The following is a 25,374-nucleotide window of genomic DNA, read 5'->3' as shown; positions in this document are numbered from 1 at the left end:
CTTTTCCACAAGCTAGGATCGTCCTTAAATTAATGATCTTTATGATCAAAAAGTGCTTATCAACAGAAAGGGCGGATCCTAATAAGAGATCCAGTAAAAGATCGATCTAAAGATCCTTAAGATCTAATTAGTGGATCCTCCCTTCATACTGAACGTTAAGTAGACGTTCCCCTCAGGACGCGAAACAGATAGAATGTTCCGCCCTTTAGCCTAGGCAAATAAAGATCTTCAGGCGTGCAGATCAAGGTGATCCCAATGCAATACCATGAACAATTTGATGTGATCGTCGTCGGTGGCGGTCATGCCGGAACCGAAGCAGCAACAGCGGCAGCCCGTATGGGCATGAACACCCTGTTGCTGACCCACAATATCGATACGCTGGGACACATGTCCTGTAATCCGGCGATCGGCGGGATCGGCAAGGGACACCTGGTCAGGGAAGTTGACGCACTCGGCGGGATCATGGCGCGTGCCATCGATCTTGGCGGGATCCAGTTCCGCACCCTCAACTCCTCCAAGGGCCCGGCAGTACGAGCCACTCGTGCCCAGGCGGATCGCCTGCTCTACAAGGCTGTCGTTCGCCAGATGCTGGAGAACTACCCGAACCTGAAGATCTTCCAGCAGGCTTGTGACGATCTGATCATGGATGGGGATCGTGTTGCCGGTGTGGTCACCCAGAGCGGGATCCGCATCAGCGGCAAGACTGTGGTGCTGACGGTCGGTACCTTCCTGAATGGTTTGATCCACATCGGGATGGAAAACTACAAGGGCGGTCGTGCCGGGGATCCTCCCTCGATCGCTCTGGCCCAGCGCCTGCGTGAACTGCCGCTGCGCATCGATCGTCTCAAGACTGGCACCCCGCCGCGCATCGATGCTCGCAGCGTCGATTTCTCTGTGATGCAGGCCCAGCACGGCGACGATCCGCGCCCCGTCTTCTCGTTTATCGGCGATGCCAGCCAGCATCCCCGTCAGGTGCCCTGCTACGTCACCCACACCAACGAGCGTACCCACGAGGTGATCCGCAATAACCTGGATCGCAGCCCCATGTATGCCGGGGTGATCGAGGGGATCGGCCCGCGCTACTGCCCGTCGATCGAAGACAAGATCACCCGTTTCGCCGACAAGACGGCGCACCAGATCTTCGTCGAGCCGGAAGGCCTGACCACCCACGAACTCTATCCGAACGGGATCTCTACCAGCCTGCCGTTTGACGTGCAGGTGCAGATCGTCCGTTCTGTGCGCGGCTTCGAGAACGCCCACATCACCCGCCCCGGCTATGCCATCGAATATGATTTCTTCGATCCGCGGGATCTTAAGGCCAACATGGAGAGCAAGTGCATTCCAAACTTGTTCTTTGCTGGCCAGATCAACGGTACGACCGGTTATGAAGAGGCGGCGGCACAAGGCCTGATGGCCGGTCTGAACGCCGCGCTGCGTGCCCAGGACAAGGATCCCTGGAACCCGCGTCGGGATCAGGCCTACATGGGCGTGATGATGGACGATCTCTCCACCCTGGGGACCCGCGAGCCTTACCGCATGTTCACCAGCCGCGCCGAATACCGCCTGCTGCTGCGGGAAGACAACGCCGATATCCGTCTGACCGCCATCGGTCGCGAGCTGGGTCTGGTGGATGACGAGCGCTGGGGCAAATTCAACGCCAAGATGGAACAGGTCGAGCTGGAGCGTCAGCGCATGCGTTCAACCTGGATCCACCCGCAACATCCGTCACTGGAAGCGGTCAACGCCCTGGTCAACACCCCGCTGACCCGCGAACAGAGTCTGGAAGAGCTGCTGCGTCGTCCCGAGGTGACCTATGATGCGCTGATGGCCATCGAGGGTGTCGGCCCTTCCGTGACCGATCCTGCTGCGGCCGAACAGGTTGAGATCCAGATCAAGTACGCCGGTTACATCGAGCGTCAGCACGATGAAGTGGAAAAGCAGCTGCGCAACGAGAACACCCTGCTGCCGCTGGATCTGGACTATCGCGAGGTGAACGGCCTCTCCAACGAGGTGAAAGCCAAGCTGAACGATGCCAAGCCGCAGACCATTGGTCAGGCTTCCCGCATCTCCGGCATCACCCCGGCGGCCATCTCCATCCTGCTGGTTCACCTGAAAAAACACGGCCTGCTGCGTAAAACCGCCTGAGGAATCCCATGTTGGAAAGATTGAACGGCCTGCTCAAGCAGGCCGAAATTGTTATCACCGATACCCAAAAGAGCCAACTGGTGCAGTTGGTCGAGTTGCTGCACAAGTGGAACAAGGCTTACAATCTCACCTCGGTGCGAGATCCGGACGCCATGCTGGTCAAGCATATCCTCGATAGCCTGGTGGTAAGCCCCCACTTGCACGGTGAGCGCTTCATCGACGTGGGGACCGGTCCCGGCCTGCCGGGATTGCCGCTGGCGATCATCAATCCGGACAAGCAGTTCGTTCTGCTAGACAGTCTGGGCAAACGGATCAACTTCATCCGCCAGGTCATTCTGGAGCTGGGGTTGACCAATGTGACGCCGATCAAATCCCGGGTGGAAGAGTATCAACCCGAAGTCGGGTTTGATGGTGTACTCAGCAGAGCGTTCGCTTCGCTAGAGGACATGCTGAGCTGGTGTCACCACCTGCCGTCAGAACAGGGCAGCTTCCTCGCGCTCAAGGGACAATATCCCGCAGAGGAGCTGGCCCAGTTGCCTGCCAATATCCGTCTGGTAGCCTGTCATGAGCTGCGGGTGCCGGAGCTGGAAGGCGAACGTCATCTGCTGGAATTCAAACATATCCAGCCCGAATAGGGTCGCAGTTTCATTTAGGGGATCGTGTGGGAAAAGTCATCGCCATAGCCAACCAGAAGGGTGGAGTAGGTAAAACCACCACCTGTGTGAATCTGGCCGCCTCCATGGCTGCCACCCGGCGCAAGGTGCTGGTGATCGATCTGGATCCGCAGGGCAATGCCACCATGGGCAGCGGTGTCGACAAGTATGACGTCGAGCGCACCGCCTATGAGCTGCTGATCGAGGATGCCCCCATCAGCGAAGTGATCATCCCCGAAACCACCGGGGGGTATCACCTGATCGCCGCCAACGCCGACGTGACCGCGGCCGAAATCCGTCTGATGGAATTTTTCGCCCGCGAAATCCGCCTGCGCAATGCGCTGGCTTCGGTGCGGGACAAATACGACTACGTCTTCATCGACTGCCCGCCCTCTCTCAACATGCTGACCGTGAACGCCATGGCCGCCGCCGACTCCGTGTTGGTGCCCATGCAATGCGAATATTACGCGCTGGAGGGGCTCACCGCCCTGGTCGACACCATCAGCAAGCTGGCCGCCGTGGTCAATCCGGAGCTCAAGATCGAAGGGGTGCTGCGCACCATGTTCGATCACCGCAACCGGCTGGCCAATGATGTGTCCGATCAGCTAAAACAGCACTTTGGTGACAAAGTCTACCGCACCATCATTCCCCGCAACGTTAGACTGGCTGAAGCCCCGAGTTTCGGTGCCCCGGCCATGCACTATGACAAATCATCGGTGGGCGCCAAGGCCTACCTGGCACTGGCTGGCGAGATCCTGCGCCGCCAGGAGCAGGAACGTCAGGCGACCATCGCAGACCGAGAGAGCATATGACTCCGAAAAAACGTGGACTGGGCAAGGGGCTGGATGCCCTGCTCAGTACCAGCACGGCTGCCCGCCAGAAACAGGTGATGAGCGATCAACGTACTGAAGAGGCCATGGCCCCCACCAATCAGGGCGAGCTGCGCAAGCTGCCGGTGGAGTGGTTGCAGTCCGGCAAGTACCAGCCCCGCAAGGATATGTCCCAGGATGCACTGGAAGAGCTTGCCAACTCCATCCGCGCTCAGGGGGTGATCCAGCCCATCGTGGTACGCCCTCTCGGCGAACAATCCTTCGAAATAATTGCCGGTGAGCGGCGCTGGCGCGCGTCCCAGCTGGCGCGGCTCGAGGTGGTGCCCTGCATCGTCAAGGATGTACCCGACGAGGCTGCCGTTGCCATCGCGCTGATTGAGAACATCCAGCGGGAAGACCTCAATGCCATCGAAGAGGCGGTCGCTTTACAAAGACTACTGACCGAATTCGAACTCACCCACCAGCAGGTGGCCGAGGCGGTGGGCAAGTCCCGCACCACGGTGACCAACCTGCTGCGTCTCAACCAGCTCAACGACGACGTGAAGCGTTTCGTCGAGCATGGCGACCTCGACATGGGTCATGCCCGAGCCCTGCTGGCCCTGAGCGGTCAGGCTCAGTCCGAACTGGCCAAGCTGGTTGCCCAGAAAGGGCTGACTGTACGCGATACCGAGAAGCTGGTGCAAAAAGCGCTTGAACCGGCAAAAGCCAGGGTCGAACCGGCCCGTGATCCGCAGATCGGCTACCTGGAGCGCCAACTGGCAGAAAAAATTGGCAATCAGGTGCAACTTCAGCCTGGCAAGCGGGATAGCGGAAAGTTAGTAATAAGTTACGAGAATTTATCCGATTTGGACCGTATATTGGGCTATTTTGGCGTGTCAGAATCGTGATTCTTACGCTTTTTGTAGTAATAAAACATCCATTCCTTTTGATATGGCCATAACCTTGATTTGCCGCGGAAAGCCGCAAAAATTAAGGATTTTTGTCATATTGCAATAGCGGCCCTCAAGGGTATAATTTGACCGGCTTTAAGAGCTGTTAACATGGGGTCTTCGGATCCCGATTTTTTACAGTTCTGTAATGTTCAGGGGTAGGTTGGTGAAGCAGAAAATAGCCTTGGAAGGTTTTACGCTAGCCTGGGTTATGCTCGTTTGTCAGCTCATCCTGATCCTGGCGATGAGTGCTGTCTGGTTTTATCAGATTAGTGCCAGCGCCGGTTATTCCGCCCTTTACGGAGGGGGGATGTACTGGGTTCCTCAAGCCTTGTTTACTGTCTGGGTGCTGCGCCGCAAGGTGACAACCGAGAGTGTGGGCCTGGTTTTGCGGGACTTTTATGGTGGGGCTGGGATTAAGCTCGTTTCGACAGCAGGTCTGTTTGCTCTGTTGTTTGGTGCGAAAGTCGAGGTCGTTACCGTCTCGTTTTTCGCCACTTATATCCTCGCCCTCGTTGTACAGTGGATAGTCTCATTCACGCTTAACAACCACTATTAGGAAAACTCATGTCTGCAACCGGAGAAGTCCTGACTCCTCAGGGATATATCTCCCACCACCTGACCCACCTTCAAGTCGGGTCCGGGTTCTGGACGGTGAATATCGACTCAATGGTATTCTCCGTCGTGCTAGGCGCCCTGTTTATCCTGCTGTTCCGCAAAGTAGCCGTTAACGCTACCAGCGGGGTGCCGGGTAAGCTGCAGTGCTTTGTGGAGATGCTGGTCGAGTTTGTGAATGGTAACGTCAAAGACATCTTTCATGGTCGCAACAAGGTCATCGCACCTTTGGGGTTGACTGTGTTTGTCTGGATCTTCCTGATGAACCTGATGGATCTGATCCCCGTTGACTTTATCCCTCACGCTGCACAATTGATGGGTATTCCCTATCTGCGTGTGGTTCCCTCTGCTGACGTTAACATCACCATGTCCATGGCTTTGGGCGTGTTCTTCTTGATCCTGTATTACAGCATCAAGGTCAAGGGTATCGGCGGGTTTGTGAAGGAGCTGACGCTTCAGCCTTTCAACCACCCGGCGGCCATCCCGGTTAACCTCATCCTGGAAACTGTTACGCTGGTATCCAAACCGGTCTCTCTGGGTCTTCGACTGTTCGGCAACATGTATGCTGGCGAACTGATCTTTATCCTGATTGCGGGTTTGCTACCCTGGTGGTCACAGTGGATCCTGTCCGTGCCTTGGGCAATTTTCCACATCTTGATCATCACTTTGCAGGCATTCATCTTCATGGTTCTGACCATCGTCTATCTGTCGATGGCACAGGAAGACCATGGTTGATGCGACTCAAATAATCCTTTTTATACAATCAATTACATCTAAATAAATGGAGATCCTCATGGAAAACTTGAACATGGACCTGCTGTACATCGCTGCTGCAATGATGATGGGTCTGGCTGCTATCGGCGCTTCCATCGGTATCGGTATTCTGGGTGGCAAGTTCCTGGAAGGTGCTGCTCGTCAACCTGATCTGATCCCTGTTCTGCGTACCCAGTTCTTCATCGTAATGGGTCTGGTGGATGCGATCCCGATGATCGCCGTTGGTCTGGGTCTGTATGTGATGTTTGCGGTTGCTGGCTAAGTCGTTACGACATCTCCAGGCATAACCCATTAACTAACTAAAGAGGACATCGGCTGTGAATATCAACGCCACCCTCCTCGGCCAAGCAATTGCTTTTTTCTTCTTCGTTGTGTTTTGCATGAAGTATGTATGGCCGCCGCTGATGGCTGCCATCGAAGCCCGTCAGAAAGCTATTGCTGACGGTCTCTCTTCTGCCGAACGAGCCAAGAAAGATCTGGATTTGGCCAAGGCCAACGCCGTCGATCAGCTGAAAGAAGCCAAGCTGCAGGCTGCTGAAATCATTGAACAGGCCAACAAACGCAAGGCCCAGATCATTGATGAGGCAACTGTCGGTGCTCAGGCTGAGCGGGAAAAAATCCTGGCTCAAGGCCGTGCCGAGATTGAAGCTGAACGTCATCGTGCCAAAGAGGAACTGCGCAAGCAGGTTGCTGCTCTTGCCATTGCGGGTGCAGAGAAGATCCTGGCGCGCCAAATCGACCAGGCTGCCAACAGCGACATCGTCGACAAACTGGTAGCTGAACTGTAACGGGAACGGGGCTATGTCTGAACTGACTACAATCGCTCGCCCCTACGCCAAGGCTGCTTTCGAGTTTGCCGTTGAGCACAAGGCGGTTGATCAGTGGCTGGGGATGCTCAGCTTCGCTGCGGAAGTAGTGAAGAACGAGACCATCCACTCCCTGGTTAACGGCTCTGTGGCTGCCGACGAGCTGGCAAAACTGTTTGTCAGCATCTGCGGGGAGCAACTCGACGAGCATGGCCAGAACCTGATCCGGGTAATGGCAGAGAATGGTCGCTTGGGTGTGCTGCCGGCGGTCGTTGCCGAATTTGTGGTGTTCAAGTCTGAACTGGACAAAGAAGTTCAGGCTGACGTTATTTCGGCGATTGCACTGACCGACCAGCAGAAAGCCAATATTCAGGCTTCTCTGGAACAACGTCTCGCGCGCAAAGTGAAGCTGAATTGCAGCATCGACGCGTCCTTGATGGCCGGGGTGCTCATCAAGGCCGGTGATCTGGTTATCGACGGAACTGTCCGCGGCAAGCTGGATCGCATGGCTGACGCGCTGCAATCTTGATTGGGGTATTAGAGCATGCAACTGAATTCCACTGAAATCGCCGAGCTGATCAAGCAGCGCATTGCGCAGTTTGATGTAAAGAGCGAAGCGCGTAACGAAGGTACCATCGTCTCCGTGAGTGACGGTATCATTCGTATCCACGGCCTGGCCGATGCCATGCAGGGTGAGATGATCGAGCTGCCGGGCAACCGCTACGCTCTGGCATTGAACCTGGAGCGTGACTCCGTTGGTGCCGTAGTGATGGGTCCCTATGCCGATCTGGCCGAAGGGATGAAAGTAAAAGGTACTGGCCGCATTCTGGAAGTGCCGGTCGGTCGTGGTCTGCTGGGCCGGGTGGTCAACACCCTGGGTCAGCCTATCGACGGTAAAGGTCCGGTCGAGCACGATGGCTTCTCTCCGGTAGAAGTGATTGCCCCGGGCGTTATCGAGCGTAAGTCTGTTGACCAGCCTGTCCAGACCGGTCTGAAAGCCATCGACTCCATGATCCCTATCGGTCGTGGCCAGCGTGAGCTGATCATCGGTGACCGCCAGGTAGGTAAAACTGCCATTGCGATCGACACCATCATCAACCAGAAAGACTCCGGCATTAAGTGTGTCTACGTTGCGATTGGCCAGAAGGCCTCCACCATCGCCAACGTGGTGCGCAAGCTGGAAGAGCACGGTGCCCTGGCCAACACCATAGTAGTGGTTGCCTCTGCTTCCGAAGCGGCTGCCCTGCAATACCTGGCTCCGTATTCAGGTTGCTCCATGGGTGAGTACTTCCGTGACCGCGGTGAAGATGCCCTGATCATTTATGATGACCTGTCCAAGCAGGCCGTTGCATATCGTCAGATCTCCCTGCTGCTGCGCCGTCCGCCAGGACGTGAAGCATTCCCGGGCGACGTATTCTATCTGCACTCCCGTCTGCTGGAGCGTGCAGCTCGCGTCAACGCCGAGTACGTAGAGAAGTTCACCAAGGGTGAAGTGAAGGGCAAAACCGGTTCTCTGACCGCGCTGCCGATCATCGAAACCCAGGCGGGCGACGTATCCGCGTTCGTTCCGACCAACGTGATCTCCATCACCGATGGTCAGATCTTCCTGACTTCCCAGTCTTTCAACGCCGGTATTCGTCCTGCGGTTGATCCGGGTATCTCCGTATCCCGTGTGGGTGGTGCCGCCCAGACCAAGATCGTCAAGAAGCTGTCCGGTGGTATCCGTACCGCGCTGGCCCAGTATCGCGAACTTGCTGCCTTTGCCCAGTTCTCTTCCGACCTGGACGATGCAACTCGCAAGCAGCTGGACCACGGTCAGAAAGTGACCGAACTGATGAAACAGAAGCAGTACTCTCCGATGAGCGTGGCTCACCAGTCTCTGGTGCTGTTCGCCGCGGAAAAAGGCTATCTCTCTGATGTCGAGTTGAGCAAGATCCTCGACTTCGAAGCCGCTCTGCTCTCTTTCGCCGATACCCAGCATGCTGAGCTGATGGCTGAAATCAATGCCAAGGCTGACTACAACGACGCGATCGTTGGCAAGCTGACTGCGTTGCTGGATGACTTCAAGGCAACCCAGACCTGGTAAGCGAGTGTGGCAGCACAAGCTGCCACCTGATGGAGAGAAGAGATGGCCGGCGCAAAAGAGATACGTAACAAGATCGGGAGTGTTAAAAACACTCAAAAGATCACCAGCGCTATGGAAATGGTGGCAGCAAGCAAAATGCGCCGTGCGCAGGATCGCATGTCTGCCAGCCGTCCGTACGCTGAAACCATGCGCAAGGTGATCGGCCATATCGCTCAGGGGAACCTGGAATACAAGCACCCCTACCTCATCGAACGTGAGGTCAAGCGAGTGGGTTACATCGTCGTCTCCACCGACCGTGGCCTGTGTGGTGGTCTGAACATCAACCTGTTCAAGGCTGCCCTCAATGATATGAAGCAATGGAGCGCGAAAGGTGCCAAGGTTGACCTGGCTCTGATCGGCAACAAAGCCTCCAACTTCTTTGAACGGCACGGCGCCAAGGTGAAAGCTCACGTCGCAGGACTGGGCGATAACCCGAGCGTCAATGACCTGATTGGTTCAGTCAAGGTCATGCTGAAGGCTTACGACAACGGTGAGATTGACAAGCTGTATCTGGTGTACAACAAGTTCGTCAACACCATGGTGCAGCAACCACGGGTCGATCAACTGCTGCCTTTGCCCGTAACTGAAGACAGCAAGCTCGCCAAGAAACACCACTGGGATTACCTCTATGAGCCGGATCCCAAGAAGCTGCTGGATACCCTGCTGGTTCGCTATGTCGAATCTCAGGTCTACCAGGGTGTAGTGGAAAACTTGGCCAGTGAACAGGCAGCCCGAATGGTTGCCATGCAAGCCGCGACTGACAACGCCGGTAACCTGATTAACGATCTGCAACTGGTATACAACAAGGCCCGTCAGGCCAGTATTACCCAGGAGCTGACAGAGATCGTATCCGGTGCTGCTGCGGTGTAAGGCAAGGGTTATCAAAGGTTTAGAGGATTTGACATGAGTAACGGTTTCATCGTCCAAATCATCGGCGCTGTAGTGGACATCGAGTTCCCGCAGAATGCCGTGCCCCAGGTGTACGATGCACTGAAGGTCGTTAGCGAAGGTCAAGGCCAGGGTCTGGTGCTGGAAGTTCAGCAACAGATCGGTGGCGGCGTCGTTCGTTGCATCACCATGGGTTCCTCCGACGGTCTGCGTCGTGGGTTGGAAGTAATGAATAGCGGTAAATCCATCCAGGTTCCGGTCGGTACTGCGACACTGGGTCGGATCATGAACGTACTGGGCGAGCCAATCGACGAGAAAGGCCCGATCGGTGAAGAAGAGAGCTGGTCAATCCACCGTGAAGCCCCCAGCTACGAAGATCAGTCCAACAGCACCGAGCTGCTGGAGACCGGCATCAAGGTTATCGACCTGGTATGTCCGTTCGCCAAGGGTGGTAAGGTTGGTCTGTTCGGTGGTGCCGGTGTAGGCAAAACCGTAAACATGATGGAGCTGATCCGTAACATCGCGATCGAACACAGTGGTTACTCTGTATTCGCCGGTGTAGGTGAGCGTACCCGTGAGGGTAACGACTTCTACCACGAGATGATGGAGTCCAACGTACTGGACAAAGTATCTCTGGTTTACGGTCAGATGAACGAGCCGCCCGGAAACCGTCTGCGCGTAGCGTTGACCGGCCTGACCATGGCCGAGAAGTTCCGTGACGAAGGTCGTGACGTGCTGTTCTTCGTGGACAACATCTACCGTTACACCCTGGCCGGTACCGAAGTATCCGCACTGCTGGGCCGTATGCCTTCCGCAGTAGGTTACCAGCCGACCCTGGCCGAGGAGATGGGTGTTCTGCAAGAACGTATCACCTCCACCAAGACCGGTTCCATCACATCCGTACAGGCCGTTTACGTTCCTGCGGATGACTTGACTGACCCGTCTCCGGCGACCACCTTCGCCCACCTGGATGCGACCGTCGTACTGTCCCGTCAGATCGCGGCACTGGGTATCTACCCGGCCGTTGACCCGCTGGACTCTACCTCTCGTCAGCTGGATCCGCTGGTGGTTGGCAAGGAGCACTACGAGACCGCTCGTGGCGTTCAGACCGTACTGCAGCGCTACAAAGAGCTGAAGGACATCATCGCCATCCTGGGTATGGATGAACTGTCAGAAGAAGACAAACTGACCGTAGCCCGTGCCCGTAAGATCGAGCGTTTCCTGTCCCAGCCGTTCTTCGTTGCAGAAGTGTTTACCGGTTCTCCGGGTAAATACGTGCCGTTGAAAGAGACCATCCGTGGTTTCCAGGGCATCCTGAAAGGCGAGTATGACGATCTGCCCGAGCAGGCGTTCTACATGGTTGGCGGTATCGACGAAGTCGTCGAGAAATCCAAGAAACTGTAAGCCTCGACAGGAGGGCCCATGGCAGAGATGATCTCCTTTCACCTGGACGTGGTGAGCGCCGAAGGAAAACTGTTTTCCGGTCGCGTGCAATCCGCTCAGGTATCAGGCTCCGAAGGTGAGTTGGGTCTCCGCCACGGTCATGCTCCGTTGCTGACTGCCATCAAGCCGGGCCTGGTCCGCTTGGTGAAGCAGAATGGAACTGAAGAGGTGCTGTACATCTCCGGCGGTATGCTGGAAGTACAACCTGAATCCGTGACCGTGCTGGCGGACACCGCGATTCGTGCTGACGACTTGGATGAGGCGAAAGCCCAGGAAGCCAAGCGCGCAGCCGAAGAGCGGATCCACAGCTCCCATGGTGATATCGACTACGCCCAGGCCGCCACAGAGCTGGCCAAGGCGATGGCTCAACTGCGAGTCATCGATATCGTCAAAAAGAATTACCGCTAATAACGGTGATGTAAAAAGCGACCTTCGGGTCGCTTTTTTTTTACCCGTTGGATAGACTCCGCCGAGTATTTTTCATGTTCCAAAGGCCAATTTATGTCCCTCAACGTCGTGATCCTGGCTGCGGGTAAAGGTACCCGTATGCGCTCTTCCCTGCCCAAGGTACTGCACCCGGTAGCCAACAAACCCATGGTTTCCCATGTGATCGATACCGCTCGTCATGTCGGTGCCGAGCAGCTGCATCTGGTCTATGGCCACGGTGCCGAGCTGCTGAAAGAGCGGATCGTGGCGGATGATGTGAACTGGGTGCTGCAAGCTCAGCAGCTGGGAACTGGTCATGCCGTCGCCCAGGCCATCCCGTTCTGGAAGGATGAAGACGATGTGCTGGTGCTCTACGGCGATACCCCGCTGATCCAGCCCGAGACCCTGCAGCGCTTGCTCGCCGCCAAGGCTGAAAACGGGATGGCACTGCTGACCGTGGTGCTGGACAACCCCACCGGCTATGGCCGCATCGTCCGTGAAAATGGTCAGGTAGTCGGTATCGTCGAGCAGAAGGATGCCAATGCCGAACAGCTGGCCATTCGTGAGGTGAACACCGGCGTGCTGGTGGCCAATGGGGGCCAGTTGCGTCAATGGTTGTCTCGTCTCGACAACAAAAACGCCCAGGGCGAGTTCTATCTGACCGATGTGATCGCCATGGCTCACGGCGATAATTGCCCGATTGCCGCCGTTCATCCGGAGCGTGCCGCCGAGGTGGAAGGGGCCAATAATCGGGTGCAATTGGCTCAGCTTGAGCGCAGCTATCAGCAGATGCAGGCCGAGAAACTGATGATTGCAGGTGCAACCATGATCGACCCCGCACGCTTTGATTTGCGTGGGGTTTTGGAAATTGGTGAAGAGGTTGTTATTGATGCAAACGTCATCATTGAGGGCAAGGTGACTCTCGGCAATCACGTTCGTATCGGAGCCGGTTGCGTACTGAAAGATTGTGTCATTGGCGATCACACCGAGGTGAAACCCTACTCGGTTATCGAGGGTGCACAGGTGGCAGATCAGTGCTCAGTGGGTCCGTTTACCCGCTTGCGTCCGGGGGCGGTTCTGGAGCAGGATGCGCACGTTGGCAACTTCGTCGAGATGAAGAAGGCCCGTCTGGGGGTTGGTTCCAAGTGCGGTCATCTGACCTATCTGGGTGATGCCGAGATCGGAGCCGGGGTGAATATCGGTGCCGGTACCATCACCTGCAACTACGACGGGGTCAACAAATTCCAGACCATCATCGAGGACGATGTGTTCGTCGGTTCTGATACCCAACTGGTAGCGCCTGTTCGCATCGGCAAGGGGGCCACCCTGGGTGCCGGCTCTACTATTACCAAGGACGTGGGTGAAAATGAACTCGTGATTACCCGGGTACCCCAGCGTCACATCAAGAACTGGGCTCGTCCGGTCAAGAAAACTGATAAGTGATATCAGTATGAAGGCGACCCATGAACAAGCGAATCATCAAGCTCGCAGACGCGAGCCACCGTCTGTTTTCCCGCTTTGTCGATCTGGTGGGAATTTCAGTCTCAATGGTGCTGCTCGCACGGCACTTTGGCTTGTTTCATGGGTTGGACGAGATGTCTCTGGTCACGCTGGGCATGGTGGTCTTCTTTCTGGTCTCCCAGAATACCGGGCTCTATTGCAGCCGGGTTCGTAAACATCTGGCGCAGTCTCTGCTGCGCCTCATCTTCTCCTGGTTGGTAACTGCTACCCTGCTCTACCTGCTGGTCTATCTGGTTCCCATCTTTAAACCCTACCACCCCTTCCCGCTGGAGCTGGCGGTGCTCTGGCTTGCCATGGCCTGCCTCATTTCCACCGGCTATCGGGTGTTGTACCGACTGGTGACCCTCTGGTTCAGCGATGCCTCCTGCTGTCGGCGTGTGGCCATCATTGGCGTAACTCCGGCCGGACTGGCGCTGGAAAAATCCCTGTGGGAGAGCCCGCGTCACGATATTCAGATGCTCGGATTTTTCGATGCCCGTAGCGAAGAGCGCTTCGGTTACCCGACTCGCAGTCCTCTGTTGGGTGATGTCGACGAGCTGCTCGAGCTGGCACGCAAAGGGCTGGTCGACGAAATCTATCTGGCGCTGCCTCTGACCGCCCGGGAGCGTATCAATCACTACCTCTACGAACTCTCCGACACCACGGTTAATACCTATCTGGTTCCCGATTTCTATGAGTACGGCCTGACCGTATCCCACATCGATCGGGTGGGCGATATCTATACCTTCAGCTTTTTCGATTCCCCGTTTGAAGGTGGCGCCGCCCTGCTCAAACGCATTGAAGATCTGGTGCTGGGTTCACTCATCCTGCTGCTCATCTCTCCGGTTATGGCGCTGGTGGCTCTCGGGGTGCGTCTCTCTTCCCCTGGACCCGTGCTCTTCAAGCAGGATCGCTACGGCCTGGGGGGGAAACGGATCCAGGTCTGGAAATTCCGCTCCATGCGCGTCATGGAGAATGATGCCGTGGTGACTCAGGCAACCAGAGGCGATCCCAGAGTGACGCCATTCGGTGCGTTTTTGCGTCGCACCTCGCTGGATGAGCTGCCGCAGTTTTTCAATGTGATTCAGGGCACCATGTCGATCGTGGGGCCACGTCCCCATGCCGTGGCGCACAACGAGCAGTACCGCTCACTGGTGGAGCGGTACATGCTGCGCCACAAGGTCAAACCGGGGATTACCGGGCTGGCCCAGATAAATGGATTTCGTGGTGAAACCGACACCCTCGACAAGATGGAGATGCGGGTCAAGTTCGATCTCAAGTACATCCAGTACTGGTCGCTCGGACTGGATTTCAAAGTCATTTTCCTGACTGTATTCAAGGGGTTTGTCGGTGCATCCGCTTACTAGCCTCGTTTGCGTCGGACTGCTGCTCTCCCCCTCTCTTTCAGTCCGTGCCGAGGTCACTCCCGTATCCCATCAGGGGCCGCTGGGTCTGGAGGTCCAGACCGAGATGGAGAGTCGTTATGGTCACGACAGCAACCTGCTGTGGCTGCGTGACAGTGGTCAGGCGATTGGCTCCGATTTCATCGGAATCACCCCGGAATTTCGCATGGTGGGCAAACGCGGCCTGGATCGCTATCAGTTCAGCTATCTGGGTGATTATCGTCGCTATGGCAGCAGCCATGCGGATGACTATGCCGATCACCAGTTCCAGTTTGACGGCAGCTGGCGCTTCTCCCTGCGCAACGCCTTCAAACTGATGTACCAGTATCGGCTGGGCCATGAGGCGCGTGGCGAGGGGCTGACCGAAGGCTTTATGTTGCAGGGAGATGCCTCTCCTTGTCCCAGCGACGCTGATAAGAAAGGTCGTGCGCTCTGTGGTGATGCCACATTCGGCAGATTTCAGATAAATGAGCCGTTGCGCTTCAAACGCAGCGAAGTGGGTGGCCGCTACAGTTACGGTGCACCCGATGCCAGAGGCAAGCTGGAACTGGCGCTCTCCCACAAGGATCTGGGCTATCTCGACAAGCACCTCTACCAGCATGACTTTGAACGCTATATGGCCGAGCAGGAGTGGCAGGAGAACACCGCCATTGTCGAGCTGTTCGATCAGGTGAGCCATGTCAGCCGTTTTCGTTACACCCTGCAGACCAATCTGCGACGCTATCCGGCCAATCCGCGCAAGGATTCCGACGAATTTTTCCTCATCACCGGGGTGATGAGCCAGCTGACCGGCAAGACCCGGATCGATGCCAATATCGGCGGGATCTACAAGCGTTTCGTCAACGATCCGCAGGCAGAGAGTTTCAAAGGGCTGAACTGGGATCTACGTCTGGAGTGGCAACCGCTCGATTACAGCAAGCTCGCGCTGCTCTCCAGCCGGACCATTCGTGATCCGGGTGGTGACGGCGGCTATGTCAGCAGCCAGCTATATGGCGCCGAGTGGCAGCACCACTGGTCACCCGGAGTGGCGACCACGCTCTCTTATCACGATATCCGGGATGATTATCACCAGTCGGTGGTCTGTGGTAACGACAACCGCCACCGTCAGGACGACATCCATCGCTGGGGCATGGGCATCAGCTACGACATTCGTCCCTCCGTCAATCTGGGGCTCCACTACCAGCAGGCCGACTCCGGCTCCAGCTTTGCCGGGCAGCCCATCGACATCGGCGGCAATTGCTATGGCCGTGCCCTCGGTTACGACAAACAACAGCTTTCTCTTTCACTCAAGGTAGCCATTTAACATGAACAAAAGCGTGATGGTGCTTCTGCTTGGCTGGTTGTTCAGCCTGTCGGTCTGGGCTGGCCAGAGCCCGCAAGGCAACGATTCCGCCTACCGGCTGGCGCCGGGGGACGAGGTCGAAATCCGGGTGTATGGCGAGCCGGATCTGTCGATGAAGTTCAAGGTCGATACCAGTGGCCACGTCAATTACCCCTATCTGGGTCAGGTGTTGCTGATGGGCCATACCACCGCTGAGGTGGCCGAGCTGCTGACCAGAGGGCTCAAGCACGGCGTGCTGCTCGATCCCATGGTGACGGTCAACGTGACCACTTTCCGCCAGGTGTTTGTTGCTGGCGAGGTGGCTCACCCGGGGGGCTACGAATACCAGCCCGGCCTGACGGTGGAGAAGGCCGTCGCGCTGGCGGGTGGTTTCACCGATCGCGCCGCCAGACGGGATATCAGCCTGCGCCTCAATGGCTGCGATCAGTTGCTGGAAGAGGTGAGCCTGCAACGGCAGCTCAATCCCGGCGACATCATCATCATCGAACAAAGTTTCTTCTGATCCAGGACGCTCTTCATGACTTCATTGTTGGTTGAAAATGGCCGTGCGCTAGAGAGCCGCCTCGATTTCAGCGGCCCCTGGCGGGTGCTCAAGGCAAACTGGTGGAAGGTGGTATTGTTTGCCGCCGTGGTGACCCTGGCGGCAGCCCCCTTTATCCTCAGCATGCCGCCCTACTATCAATCCAGTGCGACCCTGCTGCTGAAGGCAGATGCCAACAGCGCTTCCCCTATCGAGCCCGTCTATCGGGTCGATACCAGCCGCCGCGAGTACTACAACACCCAGTTCGAGCTGCTCAAGTCACGCCGGGTGGCCGAGAAGGTGGTTACTCATCTGGGCTTGGCCGAGTTGCCGGAATTCAACGGGCAGCCCAATCCGGACAGCTGGCTGAGCCGCATCAAGGGGCTCTGGAGTGCCGGACATCAGGAGGATGCCTCCTCACGCCACCAGCATGCGCTGGAGTATCTGGCCAGACACCTGACCGTCTCGCCGGTGCGCGATACCCAGCTGGTCAGCATAGGGTTCGAATCCCGCTCTCCCGAGCTGGCCGCCAGCGTCGCCAATGAGGTGGCCCAGACTTACATCGATCTCAATGTGGAGGAGCGGGTCGATGCCAACACCACGGCATCGCACTGGAACCAGAGTCGGCTGGTGGAGATAAAGGCCAGTCTGGAGAAGCAGGAGAAGCAGCTCGGCGATTTCCTTGCCCGCAATGATCTGCTGACGTTTCGCGGCGTAGATGGTCTGCAAACCGAAGAGCTCGGCATCATCACCAACAAGTACGCGGATGCCCGCGAGCGGCGGCTGGCGGCGCAGGCCGAATTCCAGTCCATTCAGGAGTACGGCCGCAATCCGGCGGCGCTGGCTTCCCTGCCTGAGGTCTCCAACCACCCCCAGATGCAGGATCTGCGCATCGCCCTCATCAAGGCCCAGCAGGAGCTCTCCGAGCTGGCCAAGCGTTATGGCCCCAAGCATGACCGTATTCTGCAGGCCGAAGCACGCATCAAGGCGCTCAATACCCAGTCAAACCAGCTGATGCGGGAGATTGCCGACGGTATCGAGGATCGCTACCTGAGCAGCCAGCGCAAGGAGCAGGAGTACCTTGCCCAGCTTGACGAGAAGAAGCGGGAGTTCTCCTCGCTGGCAGTCAAGAAGGATGAGTACAACAACCTGAAGAACAATATCGACAAGACCCGTCAGCTCTATAACGAGCTGTTCCGCCGTCAGGAAGAGACCCGCCTGAACGCTCAGCTGCACGAGTCGAATGCCATCCTCTACGACGCGGCATCGGTGCCCTTGCTGCCTGCCAAACCAAACAAGATGCTGTTTCTGCTGATGGTGGTGATCATGGCGGGCATGGTTGCCGTGCTGGTAGTCATCACTGCCGGAGCGCTGCGCAATACCCTGGATCGTCTGAGCCAGCTGGTCTCCCAGCTCGGTGGTCGGGTGCTTGGTGAAATCCCGCGGCTGGCGGCCCTGCAGGATCAGAGTGCTCTGCTGCGGGTGGGGGCGGTCAATCCCAGAGTAGGTGCCAGTGCCGATGACCTCTACGCCATCATGCGGCTGGAGCCGGGTCAGCTGCAGCGCATCATGATCACCTCGACCCGTGCTGGTGAGGGCAAGTCGACGCTGGCGGCTCTCTGTGCCGCCAGCTTTGCCCGTCATGAGCGAGTGCTGCTGGTGGATGGGGATCTGCGCCGGGGCTCCCTCGGTCGCCAGTTGCTGGGGCAGGCAGCCAGACCGGGGTTGGCCGAGCTGCTCGCAGGCGAAGCCGATTTGGCTGCCTGTCTGGTGCCAAAAGAGGGATTGACCCTGCTGCCGGCTGGCCAGCCGGTCTCCTCCCCGCTGGCACTGCTTGGCTCGCCACGCTGGAGCGAACTGCTGGCAACTCTGGCCGGGCAGTTTGACCGCATCATAGTGGACACCCCTGCGCTGGAGGTCGGCAAGGATGCCCTGCTGCTGGGGCAGCCGCTGGATGGTGCCATTCATGTGATCCAGTCCGGCCAGCTGCCGGCCAGTCGGGTGCTGAGCGTGCTGGCACAGCTGCGGGATGCCAGAGTGGCGGTGTTGGGGACAGTGCTGACCCAGGTCGCCGAGCGCGATCTGGAAGGGGCGGAGAACCTGAGATTCTGTGGTGCACCCACCCGGGGCGCGCTATGAAACTGCTACGCAGCATCACCACCATAGGGGGTGCTTCCGTGCTATCCCAGCTGATCGGGGCGTTCTCGGTCTGGTCACTGTCGCACAAGTTCGACATGGCTGCGGTCGGGCTCTATGCCCTCAGCTACAGTCTGGTGCTGATCGGTGCCCAGCTTGCCACCTTTGCCTCGCAACTGCTGTTGCCCAAGCTGGAGGAGACCGAGCTGCCCGGCAACCTGATCTTTTCCCTGTTGCAGGTCTGGCTGCTCCCCATCCCCTATGTGCTGGTGGTGGTCTGCTTTTTCTCGCTGTCGCTCTGGCCGCTCTACCTGCTGACCGTGACCCACGGGCTGATCCTCATCGCCGAGAATCTGGCCCTGCGGGCCGGCCACTACCAGCGGCTTGGTCTGCAGCGTATCTCGGCCTCCGCCGTGGTGCTGCTCTGTCTGCTGTTGGCCCCTGACATGGCGCACTTCTATCAGTTATGGGCCTGTCTGCTGCTGGTGGTGATCGGGGGCTGGTTGTGGTCTGCCTTTACCTGGCACAGTGCCATGCTGAGGGAGGCTGCCCCGCGCCACCTGCTGCACTTCTTCTCCCGCCATAAAGCGCATCTGGCTGGTGTCGGCAGTGCCGAAGTGCTGGCGATGGTGACGGCCAATCTGCCGACCGTGCTGATCAACTTCTGGTTTTCCCCTCTGGTGGCGGGCTACTTTGCCGTGGTCAACCGCTTCTGTCTGGCACCCGTGGTGATTGTCGGCAACGCCATCCGCCACTCCATCTTCTCGCGATGGTCGGAGGATTTTCGCCAGCGCCGTTTCAACGGGGAGGAGTTTCGCAAGGTGAAGCGGCTGCTGCTGGCGATGGGCAGTGCGGCCACCCTCGGGATCCTCATCTGCTATCCGCTGGTGATGAAGTGGTTCTTCAATGCGGAGTGGATCGCCTCCATCGATACCTCCCGCTACATGTTGCCCTATGTCTTTACTGCGGTGGCCATCTGCCCGCTGACCGTAATCGAGCTGGTGTTCGGCTCGCCCCGCTACTTTTTGCAGATCCAGCTTGAGCAGCTGCTGGTCGTAGTGATTGCCTTCGTGCTGTTGCCCTGGTTGCAGCAGGAGTACGAGCTCTGCGTGCTGGCCTTCTCTCTGCTGACTGCGGTGCGCTACGGCTTCGTCTTTTTGCGGGTCAACCGCCGGGCTGCCGAGTTGCAGGGGCGGATGGAGCTGCCCTCGTGAACAGTGCCCTCATCATGCAGGCCAATCTGCTGCTGTCGCTGGTGATCTGCGGCCTGGCCCAGTACGTCACCGGTATTACGGCCTTCCTCTGGCTGCCCTTCCTGCTGGCGATTGCCACCTTGATGTTGCTGCCGCTGCAGACGCGTTACAGCCCGTTGCGGCTCGACTATCAGGAGAAGGTGCTGCTGCTGCTCTACTGTGGCTTGCTGGTGCTGGCGCTGCTGGGCACCCTGCTTCAGCAGGGGGGCATGGTGACTATCATCGGTTTCAAGAACGAGCTGGCGCTCTCTCTGCTGCTTCCCTGCCTGTTGCTCGGCTTTTGCCGCGAGTCACAGATTTACCGCATCATGAAGCTGGTGGAGTGGGTCTTCTACCTGCAGATCCCGGTGGTGCTGTTTCAGGTGCTGGTGGTGGTGCCGAAGCGGGTGGCAATGCGCGGCGAGTTTGAGAAGTGGGACTCGGTGGTCGGTACTTTCGGGGGGGATCCCATGGGTGGCGGCAATACCGGTGCACTCGGCTTCTTCTGCCTGCTGGTTATGCTGATCAAGCTCTCCGAGTTTCGCCACGGCCTCATTTCGCGTCGTTCGGTCGCTTTTCACATTCTTGCCGCCTTTGCCATTTGCGTGCTGGCCGAGGTGAAGTTCGTCATCCTGTTGTCCCCCTTGCTGCTGGCCTGGGTCTGGCTCTCGCCAAGCTATGTCAGGGGGATGAAGAGCTATGACCTCAAGCGTCTGTTGCTGATTGCGCTGGCGATGACTGCACTGGTGGCCGTGGCCGTTCTGGTGCTGGCTGCCTCCTACTCATCCGCGTTCGAGGGGGCCGGGCAACAGGGGGCCATTGCGCTGTTTATCGACTCCCTCGGCTATATCTTCGATCCCAACCACATCAACCCGGAAACCGGCGAGCTGGGGCGGGTGACGACTCTCTTTTTCTGGGCCAGCAACGGTGATCACCACGGTCTCAGCAATCTGCTGTTTGGTTATGGCCTCAACACCACCAACCATGGCAGCACCCTGCCCGGTTTTCTCAACCCCATGTTCAACGTGCTGCTCGACTCCACCTCCCTCAGCGTGTTGCTGTGGGAGGTGGGGCTGATGGGCACCCTGATCTTCATCGCGCTGATCGTTCTGCTGCTCTGGTGCTGCCGTCCCCGCCCGTTGCTGGATCGCCAGCTGCTGAGCGCGGCAGATGTGCGTCTGCTCAGCTACCAACCCGCTTTCATCGCGTTCGGGATCGCCTGCCTGCTGAGCTTGCCTTACAGCCAGCTGCTGATGCTGATCCCGGTGCAGCAGTTCCTCTTCTATTTCGTGCTGGGTGCCGCCCTGGTGATCCGTTCTTCGGTTCGGCAGGCCACCAGCTCTTGTGAGGTGTCATGACTCCATCCCCCCTTATCTCCGTCATCATCAAGACCTACAACGAGGAGGCAGGGATTGCCGACACCATAGCCAGCATCAGGAGCGCTCTGGCTGACTACTCCCACCAGATTATCGTGGCGGACAGTCTCTCGACCGACCGTACCCAGTCGATCGCCTGCCAGCTGGGAGTGACTGTGGTGAGCCTGACCAACCCGGCCGATCGCTGTTGTGGTGTGGGGCCACAGCTTGGCTACCTCTTCAGCGAAGGGGAGTTCCTGCTGCTGCTTGATGGCGACATGAAGCTGGAGCCGGAGTTTGTGCCGGCCGCTATTGCGCACATGCACTCCCACCCCGAATGCGGTGGCGTGGCCGGGCGGGCCGAGATGGATGATGCCCGCAGCTATGAGTTCAAGTCGCGCAAGCAGCGCATCAACCAGATCTATCCGCTGGGCGAGTCGCGCTGGCTGTGTGGTGGCGGCCTGTTTCGACGCAGCGCCATCGAGCAGATCGGCTATCTCACCAATCGCAACCTGCATGGTTACGAAGAGGCGGAGCTGGGTATCCGGTTGCGTCAGGCGGGCTATCGGCTGGAGCGGCTCGATGCCCCCTTCTTCTTTCACACCTCCCATACCATGGACTCCCTTGCCCTGATCCGTTACCGCTGGCGCATGGGGTATCTGTTTGCCAGCGGCGAGCTGGTGCGCTCGGCGTGGGGGCAGCCCTATTTTCGCGAGGTGCTGTCGGTGATCCGCTCCGAGCTGTTGTTCGGGCTCTACCTGCTGGCACTCCTGTTCTGCGTGCTGCTTTTCGTAGCCGGGCTGCCGTTCTGGTTGCCGCTGCTGGCGCTGGCACCGCTGGGTGGCTTCATCGCTCTCAAGTGGTTGAAGAACCGCTCCCTGCAAGATGCCCTGCGCAGTGTCATGAACCTCTCCATCTATGCAGCCGGGCTGGTGCGAGGCCTGCTGTTGCCCCAGCGCTCCCCGCGCGAGGCGCCCGCCCATCGTCTGATCCAGGAGTCATTGCCGTGAAGGTGCTCTTTGCCAACAAGTTCTTTTTCATGAAGGGAGGTGCTGAGACCGTCCTCTTTCAGGAGCGGGAGATGGTGCTTCAGGCGGGTCATCAGGTGATCGACTTTGCCATGCAGCATCCGGAGAACCGCCCCTCGCCCCAGAGCAGCTACTTTCCGGCAAACGTCGATTATCACCAGCGGCACGGGCTCTTCGATCGGCTGAAGATCGCCGCTCGCTTCATTCACAATCAGGAGGCCTGTGATCGGCTGGCGGAGCTTATCCGTGCCGAGCGGCCCGATATCGTTCACTTTCACAACATCTACCACCAACTCACCCCGGCAATCATCCGGGTGGCCAAATCCCTGGGCTGCAAGACGGTGCTGACAGCGCATGACTACAAGGTGGCTTGTCCCAACTACAGCATGCTGGTCGATGGCGAGCCGTTCGATCTGACCCGGATCGAGGGTTCCTGGCTCAAGCTGTTTCGCCATCAGTGGCAGGAGGGTTCGTGGGGCAAGAGCCTGCTGCTCTCTGCCGAGGCGGCCTGGCAACAGTGGCGCCGCAACTATGAGCAAGTCGATGCATTGGTGGCGCCGAGCGCCTTCATGGCCGGGATGCTTCGCACCCGGCTGCCCGCTTCCCGCATCGAGGTGATCCTCAATGGTATCGATGTCGAGTCGAGCCGTGAAAGCGGAGAGGATCGGGGGTACTTTCTGTTCCTCGGCCGCCTGATGGCCGAGAAAGGGGTCGAGACGCTTGCCCGTGCCCATCAGCGCATGACGCGGCCGGCGGGCCTCAAAATTGTGGGCGGTGGCCCGCTGCTGGCGCACCTCGGGCAGCATTATCCCAATGCCGAACTGCTGGGGTTCAAGCAGGGGGAAGAGTTGCTCGATCTGCTGCGTCACGCCAAGGCCGTGGTGGTGCCGTCCGAGTGGTACGAGAACTGCTCCATGTCGGTGCTGGAGGCGATGGCCTATGGCAAACCGGTGATCGGGGCTCGAATTGGCGGGATTCCTGAGCAGATCCGCGACGGTCTCGATGGCCTGCTGTTCGAGGCGGGCAATGCCGACGAGCTGGCCCGCTGCATGGACAGGGTGGTGGCCGAGCCGGAGCAGACGGCTGCCATGGGGCGTTCGGCCCGTCAGCGGCTGATCGACCGCTACTCCCTCGCCAGCCACCAGCAAGCCCTGCTGGCGCTCTACCAGTCGTTGCTTGAGGAGCAGAGATGAGTTTCTGGCACGAGTTAAAAGCCGAACTGGCGCTCAATCCGAGCAAGACGGCGCGCCTGTTCCTGCTCTGCTACCGGCTGGCACAGGGAGACCGCTTTATGAGGCTGCCCGGCTTGTTGCTGCTCAAGGGATTCAAGCTGCTGTGTGGCCTCGATATCTCGCCAAGAGCCCGGCTGGGTTGGGGTCTGCGCCTCTATCACCCGCAGAATATCGTCATCGGTGACGGCGTGCAGATGGGGCGTGACTGCACCCTGCGCCACAACTGCACCCTGGGTAACAAGCCAGATCGTGAGAGCGGTCAGCTTCTCTCGCCCACCGTGGGGGACGGGGTCGAGTTCGGCACCGGCGCCATCGTTATCGGGGCAATCGCCATTGGTGATCATGCCTGTGTCGGTGCCGGCGCCGTCGTTACTCGTTCCGTCCCGGCTCGCGCCGTTGTTGCGGGCAATCCCGCCAGAATCATTCGAGAAGATCATGAAGCAGATTAGTGTGACCGTGCTCGGTACCCGGGGGATCCCCCATGTACTGGGCGGTGTCGAAACCCATTGTCAGTCCCTCTATCCGGAGTTGCACCGCCAGTTCGAAGTGGCGGCGACCGTGCTGGCTCGCGCCCCCTATGTGGATTACCGACGCGGCGAGTTTGAAGGGGTGGCACTGAAGGCGTTGCCTGCCCCCAAAAAGAAGTCGCTGGAGGCAATTCTCCACTCTCTGCTCGCAGCTTTTTACTGCCGCAGCCATGCCTGCGATCTGGTGCATGTCCATGCCATCGGCCCGGGGCTGGTGGTGCCGCTGCTGAGGTTGCTTGGCAAGCGGGTGGTTTTTACCCATCACGGCCCAGACTATGATCGCCAGAAGTGGGGGGCGCTGGCCAAGTGGGTGTTGCGTCTTGGCGAGCGCTGGGCGGTACGTTATGCCAGCGAGGTGATCGTTATCTCCGAAGTGATCAACGAGGCGATCCGCCGCCAGTACGATCGCCAGGACGCCCACCTCATCTACAACGGGGTGAAACGGGTCGAGTTGCCGGCAGCGGACAAGAGGGAACTGACGCTGGCCCGTTTCGGACTGACCGCTGGCAGCTATCTGGTGGCGGTGGGCCGCTTCGTCGAGGAGAAGGGGCTGCACGATCTCATCGCAGCCTATCGCCAGCTCGATACCGAGCTGCCGCTGGTACTGGTGGGGGACACGGATCACCCTACCCCCTACAGCGAGCGCTTGCAGCGGATAGCGGATGAAACGCCGGGGGTGATCCGTACCGGTTTCCTCAATGGCGAGGCGCTGATCAGCGTCTTTTCACAGGCGGCCCTGTTTGCCATGCCCTCTTATCACGAGGGGTTGCCGATAGCCCTGCTGGAGGCGCTCTCCTTCTCCCTGCCGGTGGTGGTGAGCGACATTCCTGCCAATCTGGCGGTGGCGCTGCAACAGGAGTGCTATTTCCCGGTCGGCGATGTGAGTGGGCTGGCAGAGCGACTCAACGCCCAGCTGACTCGCGGCAAGGTCGATTACAGCGACTATCTGCAGCGGTATGACTGGCAGCGGATCGCCGGCCAGACCATGGAGGTCTACCGAAAGGCTTTGGACCTGCCCGCAGGAGAAAACCAATGAGCCAATTACCGCAGAAAACGCAGGGGGCGATCGACCGCTTCTACCGTGCTCTCTCCCCCGAGGTGGCCGAGAGCCTGAGTGAAACCCAGCGCGACGGTATCGAGCAGGCGCTGCGGCTGATGAGTGATGGCAAGTCGCACGCCATCAACGTCAACAGCGCCTTCGGCATCGGTCGCTGGCGCTGCTATCTGGTGGTGCTGATGGGACGGGATCGCCGTCACCGCGGGCGGGAGAGCGGCTTTCGCTTTCACCTCAAGGTGCTGCTGACCACCCTGCTGTTGCTGCTGGGGATCTGCGGCATGGTGCTGCTGCTCTATCTGGTGAAGTCGGCCCTTGGCATCGACATTTTCAAGCACTTCTCGTTCGGGGTGTGGGACCTGTTCAAAAAGAGCGTGCTGATGTGATAAAAGAGGGCTCCTGCGGGAGCCC

General features: G+C 58.4%; 25 protein-coding genes. All 25 read left to right on the top strand.

Annotated elements, in window-relative coordinates:
• Positions 1–255 precede the first annotated feature (255 nt).
• The 25 genes from mnmG (at position 256) to G5229_RS17245 (ending at position 25,349) form a co-directional block, all read left to right on the top strand.
• The gene (gene mnmG, locus G5229_RS17365) at positions 256–2,145 is read left to right on the top strand and encodes a tRNA uridine-5-carboxymethylaminomethyl(34) synthesis enzyme MnmG (RefSeq protein ID WP_042656905.1); all 1,890 of its coding nucleotides are present in this window, start codon (positions 256–258) and stop codon (positions 2,143–2,145) included.
• Between the two features lie 8 nt (positions 2,146–2,153).
• Positions 2,154–2,780 carry a 16S rRNA (guanine(527)-N(7))-methyltransferase RsmG gene (gene rsmG, locus G5229_RS17360; protein WP_216952496.1) on the top strand — a complete coding sequence of 209 codons (627 nt, stop codon included), beginning with the start codon at positions 2,154–2,156 and terminating at the stop codon, positions 2,778–2,780.
• Positions 2,781–2,806: 26 nt separating this feature from the next.
• Positions 2,807–3,610: a ParA family protein gene (locus tag G5229_RS17355; RefSeq protein WP_005357226.1), complete on the top strand. Its 804-nt coding sequence runs from the start codon at positions 2,807–2,809 to the stop codon at positions 3,608–3,610.
• Entirely contained in the window at positions 3,607–4,515 is a 909-nt protein-coding gene (locus G5229_RS17350; RefSeq protein ID WP_005342343.1) for a ParB/RepB/Spo0J family partition protein, read from the top strand. The genes G5229_RS17355 and G5229_RS17350 overlap by 4 nt, the downstream gene beginning before the upstream one ends.
• A gap of 190 nt (positions 4,516–4,705) precedes the next feature.
• Entirely contained in the window at positions 4,706–5,116 is a 411-nt protein-coding gene (locus G5229_RS17345) for an ATP synthase subunit I (RefSeq protein ID WP_216952492.1), read from the top strand.
• A gap of 8 nt (positions 5,117–5,124) precedes the next feature.
• Positions 5,125–5,907 (top strand): F0F1 ATP synthase subunit A, encoded by a 783-nt coding sequence (atpB, locus tag G5229_RS17340; RefSeq protein WP_216952488.1) that lies wholly within the window; start codon positions 5,125–5,127, stop codon positions 5,905–5,907.
• Between the two features lie 58 nt (positions 5,908–5,965).
• A complete protein-coding gene (gene atpE, locus G5229_RS17335) occupies positions 5,966–6,208 on the top strand; it encodes a F0F1 ATP synthase subunit C (protein ID WP_005307205.1) in 243 nt (80 codons plus the stop codon).
• Positions 6,209–6,263: 55 nt separating this feature from the next.
• On the top strand, positions 6,264–6,734 hold the full coding sequence (gene atpF / locus G5229_RS17330; protein ID WP_204480536.1) for a F0F1 ATP synthase subunit B: 471 nt from the start codon (positions 6,264–6,266) through the stop codon (positions 6,732–6,734).
• 13 nt (positions 6,735–6,747) lie between these two features.
• Positions 6,748–7,281 carry a F0F1 ATP synthase subunit delta gene (atpH, locus tag G5229_RS17325; RefSeq protein ID WP_204480539.1) on the top strand — a complete coding sequence of 178 codons (534 nt, stop codon included), beginning with the start codon at positions 6,748–6,750 and terminating at the stop codon, positions 7,279–7,281.
• A 15-nt stretch (positions 7,282–7,296) separates the two neighbouring features.
• A complete protein-coding gene (gene atpA / locus G5229_RS17320) occupies positions 7,297–8,838 on the top strand; it encodes a F0F1 ATP synthase subunit alpha (RefSeq protein WP_421209795.1) in 1,542 nt (513 codons plus the stop codon).
• 42 nt (positions 8,839–8,880) lie between these two features.
• On the top strand, positions 8,881–9,747 hold the full coding sequence (gene atpG / locus G5229_RS17315; RefSeq protein WP_041210471.1) for a F0F1 ATP synthase subunit gamma: 867 nt from the start codon (positions 8,881–8,883) through the stop codon (positions 9,745–9,747).
• 33 nt (positions 9,748–9,780) lie between these two features.
• On the top strand, positions 9,781–11,169 hold the full coding sequence (gene atpD, locus G5229_RS17310) for a F0F1 ATP synthase subunit beta (RefSeq protein WP_026455856.1): 1,389 nt from the start codon (positions 9,781–9,783) through the stop codon (positions 11,167–11,169).
• 18 nt (positions 11,170–11,187) lie between these two features.
• Entirely contained in the window at positions 11,188–11,616 is a 429-nt protein-coding gene (locus tag G5229_RS17305; RefSeq protein ID WP_005339345.1) for a F0F1 ATP synthase subunit epsilon, read from the top strand.
• 93 nt (positions 11,617–11,709) lie between these two features.
• Positions 11,710–13,077: a bifunctional UDP-N-acetylglucosamine diphosphorylase/glucosamine-1-phosphate N-acetyltransferase GlmU gene (glmU, locus tag G5229_RS17300; protein WP_421206823.1), complete on the top strand. Its 1,368-nt coding sequence runs from the start codon at positions 11,710–11,712 to the stop codon at positions 13,075–13,077.
• Between the two features lie 20 nt (positions 13,078–13,097).
• The gene (locus G5229_RS17295) at positions 13,098–14,501 is read left to right on the top strand and encodes an undecaprenyl-phosphate glucose phosphotransferase (protein WP_266135144.1); all 1,404 of its coding nucleotides are present in this window, start codon (positions 13,098–13,100) and stop codon (positions 14,499–14,501) included.
• On the top strand, positions 14,485–15,840 hold the full coding sequence (locus G5229_RS17290) for an outer membrane beta-barrel protein (protein WP_266135143.1): 1,356 nt from the start codon (positions 14,485–14,487) through the stop codon (positions 15,838–15,840). Before G5229_RS17295 ends, G5229_RS17290 begins: the two co-directional genes overlap by 17 nt.
• Before the next feature lies 1 nt (position 15,841).
• Complete coding sequence (locus tag G5229_RS17285; RefSeq protein WP_266135142.1) at positions 15,842–16,381, top strand: polysaccharide biosynthesis/export family protein; 540 nt, start codon at positions 15,842–15,844, stop codon at positions 16,379–16,381.
• 15 nt (positions 16,382–16,396) lie between these two features.
• A complete protein-coding gene (locus G5229_RS17280) occupies positions 16,397–18,538 on the top strand; it encodes a GumC family protein (protein WP_421206825.1) in 2,142 nt (713 codons plus the stop codon).
• Positions 18,535–19,749, top strand: coding sequence for a lipopolysaccharide biosynthesis protein (locus G5229_RS17275; protein ID WP_421206827.1), 1,215 nt, complete (start codon positions 18,535–18,537; stop codon positions 19,747–19,749). Before G5229_RS17280 ends, G5229_RS17275 begins: the two co-directional genes overlap by 4 nt.
• A complete protein-coding gene (locus G5229_RS17270; protein ID WP_421209794.1) occupies positions 19,746–21,125 on the top strand; it encodes a capsular biosynthesis protein in 1,380 nt (459 codons plus the stop codon). Before G5229_RS17275 ends, G5229_RS17270 begins: the two co-directional genes overlap by 4 nt.
• Positions 21,122–22,132 carry a glycosyltransferase family 2 protein gene (locus G5229_RS17265; protein ID WP_421209793.1) on the top strand — a complete coding sequence of 337 codons (1,011 nt, stop codon included), beginning with the start codon at positions 21,122–21,124 and terminating at the stop codon, positions 22,130–22,132. The genes G5229_RS17270 and G5229_RS17265 overlap by 4 nt, the downstream gene beginning before the upstream one ends.
• On the top strand, positions 22,129–23,343 hold the full coding sequence (locus G5229_RS17260; RefSeq protein WP_421209791.1) for a glycosyltransferase family 4 protein: 1,215 nt from the start codon (positions 22,129–22,131) through the stop codon (positions 23,341–23,343). Before G5229_RS17265 ends, G5229_RS17260 begins: the two co-directional genes overlap by 4 nt.
• Positions 23,340–23,831: a serine acetyltransferase gene (locus tag G5229_RS17255; protein ID WP_266135136.1), complete on the top strand. Its 492-nt coding sequence runs from the start codon at positions 23,340–23,342 to the stop codon at positions 23,829–23,831. The genes G5229_RS17260 and G5229_RS17255 overlap by 4 nt, the downstream gene beginning before the upstream one ends.
• Complete coding sequence (locus G5229_RS17250; protein ID WP_421209790.1) at positions 23,818–24,945, top strand: glycosyltransferase family 4 protein; 1,128 nt, start codon at positions 23,818–23,820, stop codon at positions 24,943–24,945. Before G5229_RS17255 ends, G5229_RS17250 begins: the two co-directional genes overlap by 14 nt.
• Positions 24,942–25,349 carry a hypothetical protein gene (locus tag G5229_RS17245; protein ID WP_124242573.1) on the top strand — a complete coding sequence of 136 codons (408 nt, stop codon included), beginning with the start codon at positions 24,942–24,944 and terminating at the stop codon, positions 25,347–25,349. Before G5229_RS17250 ends, G5229_RS17245 begins: the two co-directional genes overlap by 4 nt.
• The last annotated feature ends 25 nt before the right edge of the window (positions 25,350–25,374 follow it).

The sequence above is a fragment of the Aeromonas sp. 602396 genome (assembly GCF_049173735.1).
Taxonomy (GTDB): Bacteria; Pseudomonadota; Gammaproteobacteria; order Enterobacterales; family Aeromonadaceae; genus Aeromonas; species Aeromonas veronii_A.
This window is presented reverse-complemented; position numbering and strand designations above follow the sequence as displayed.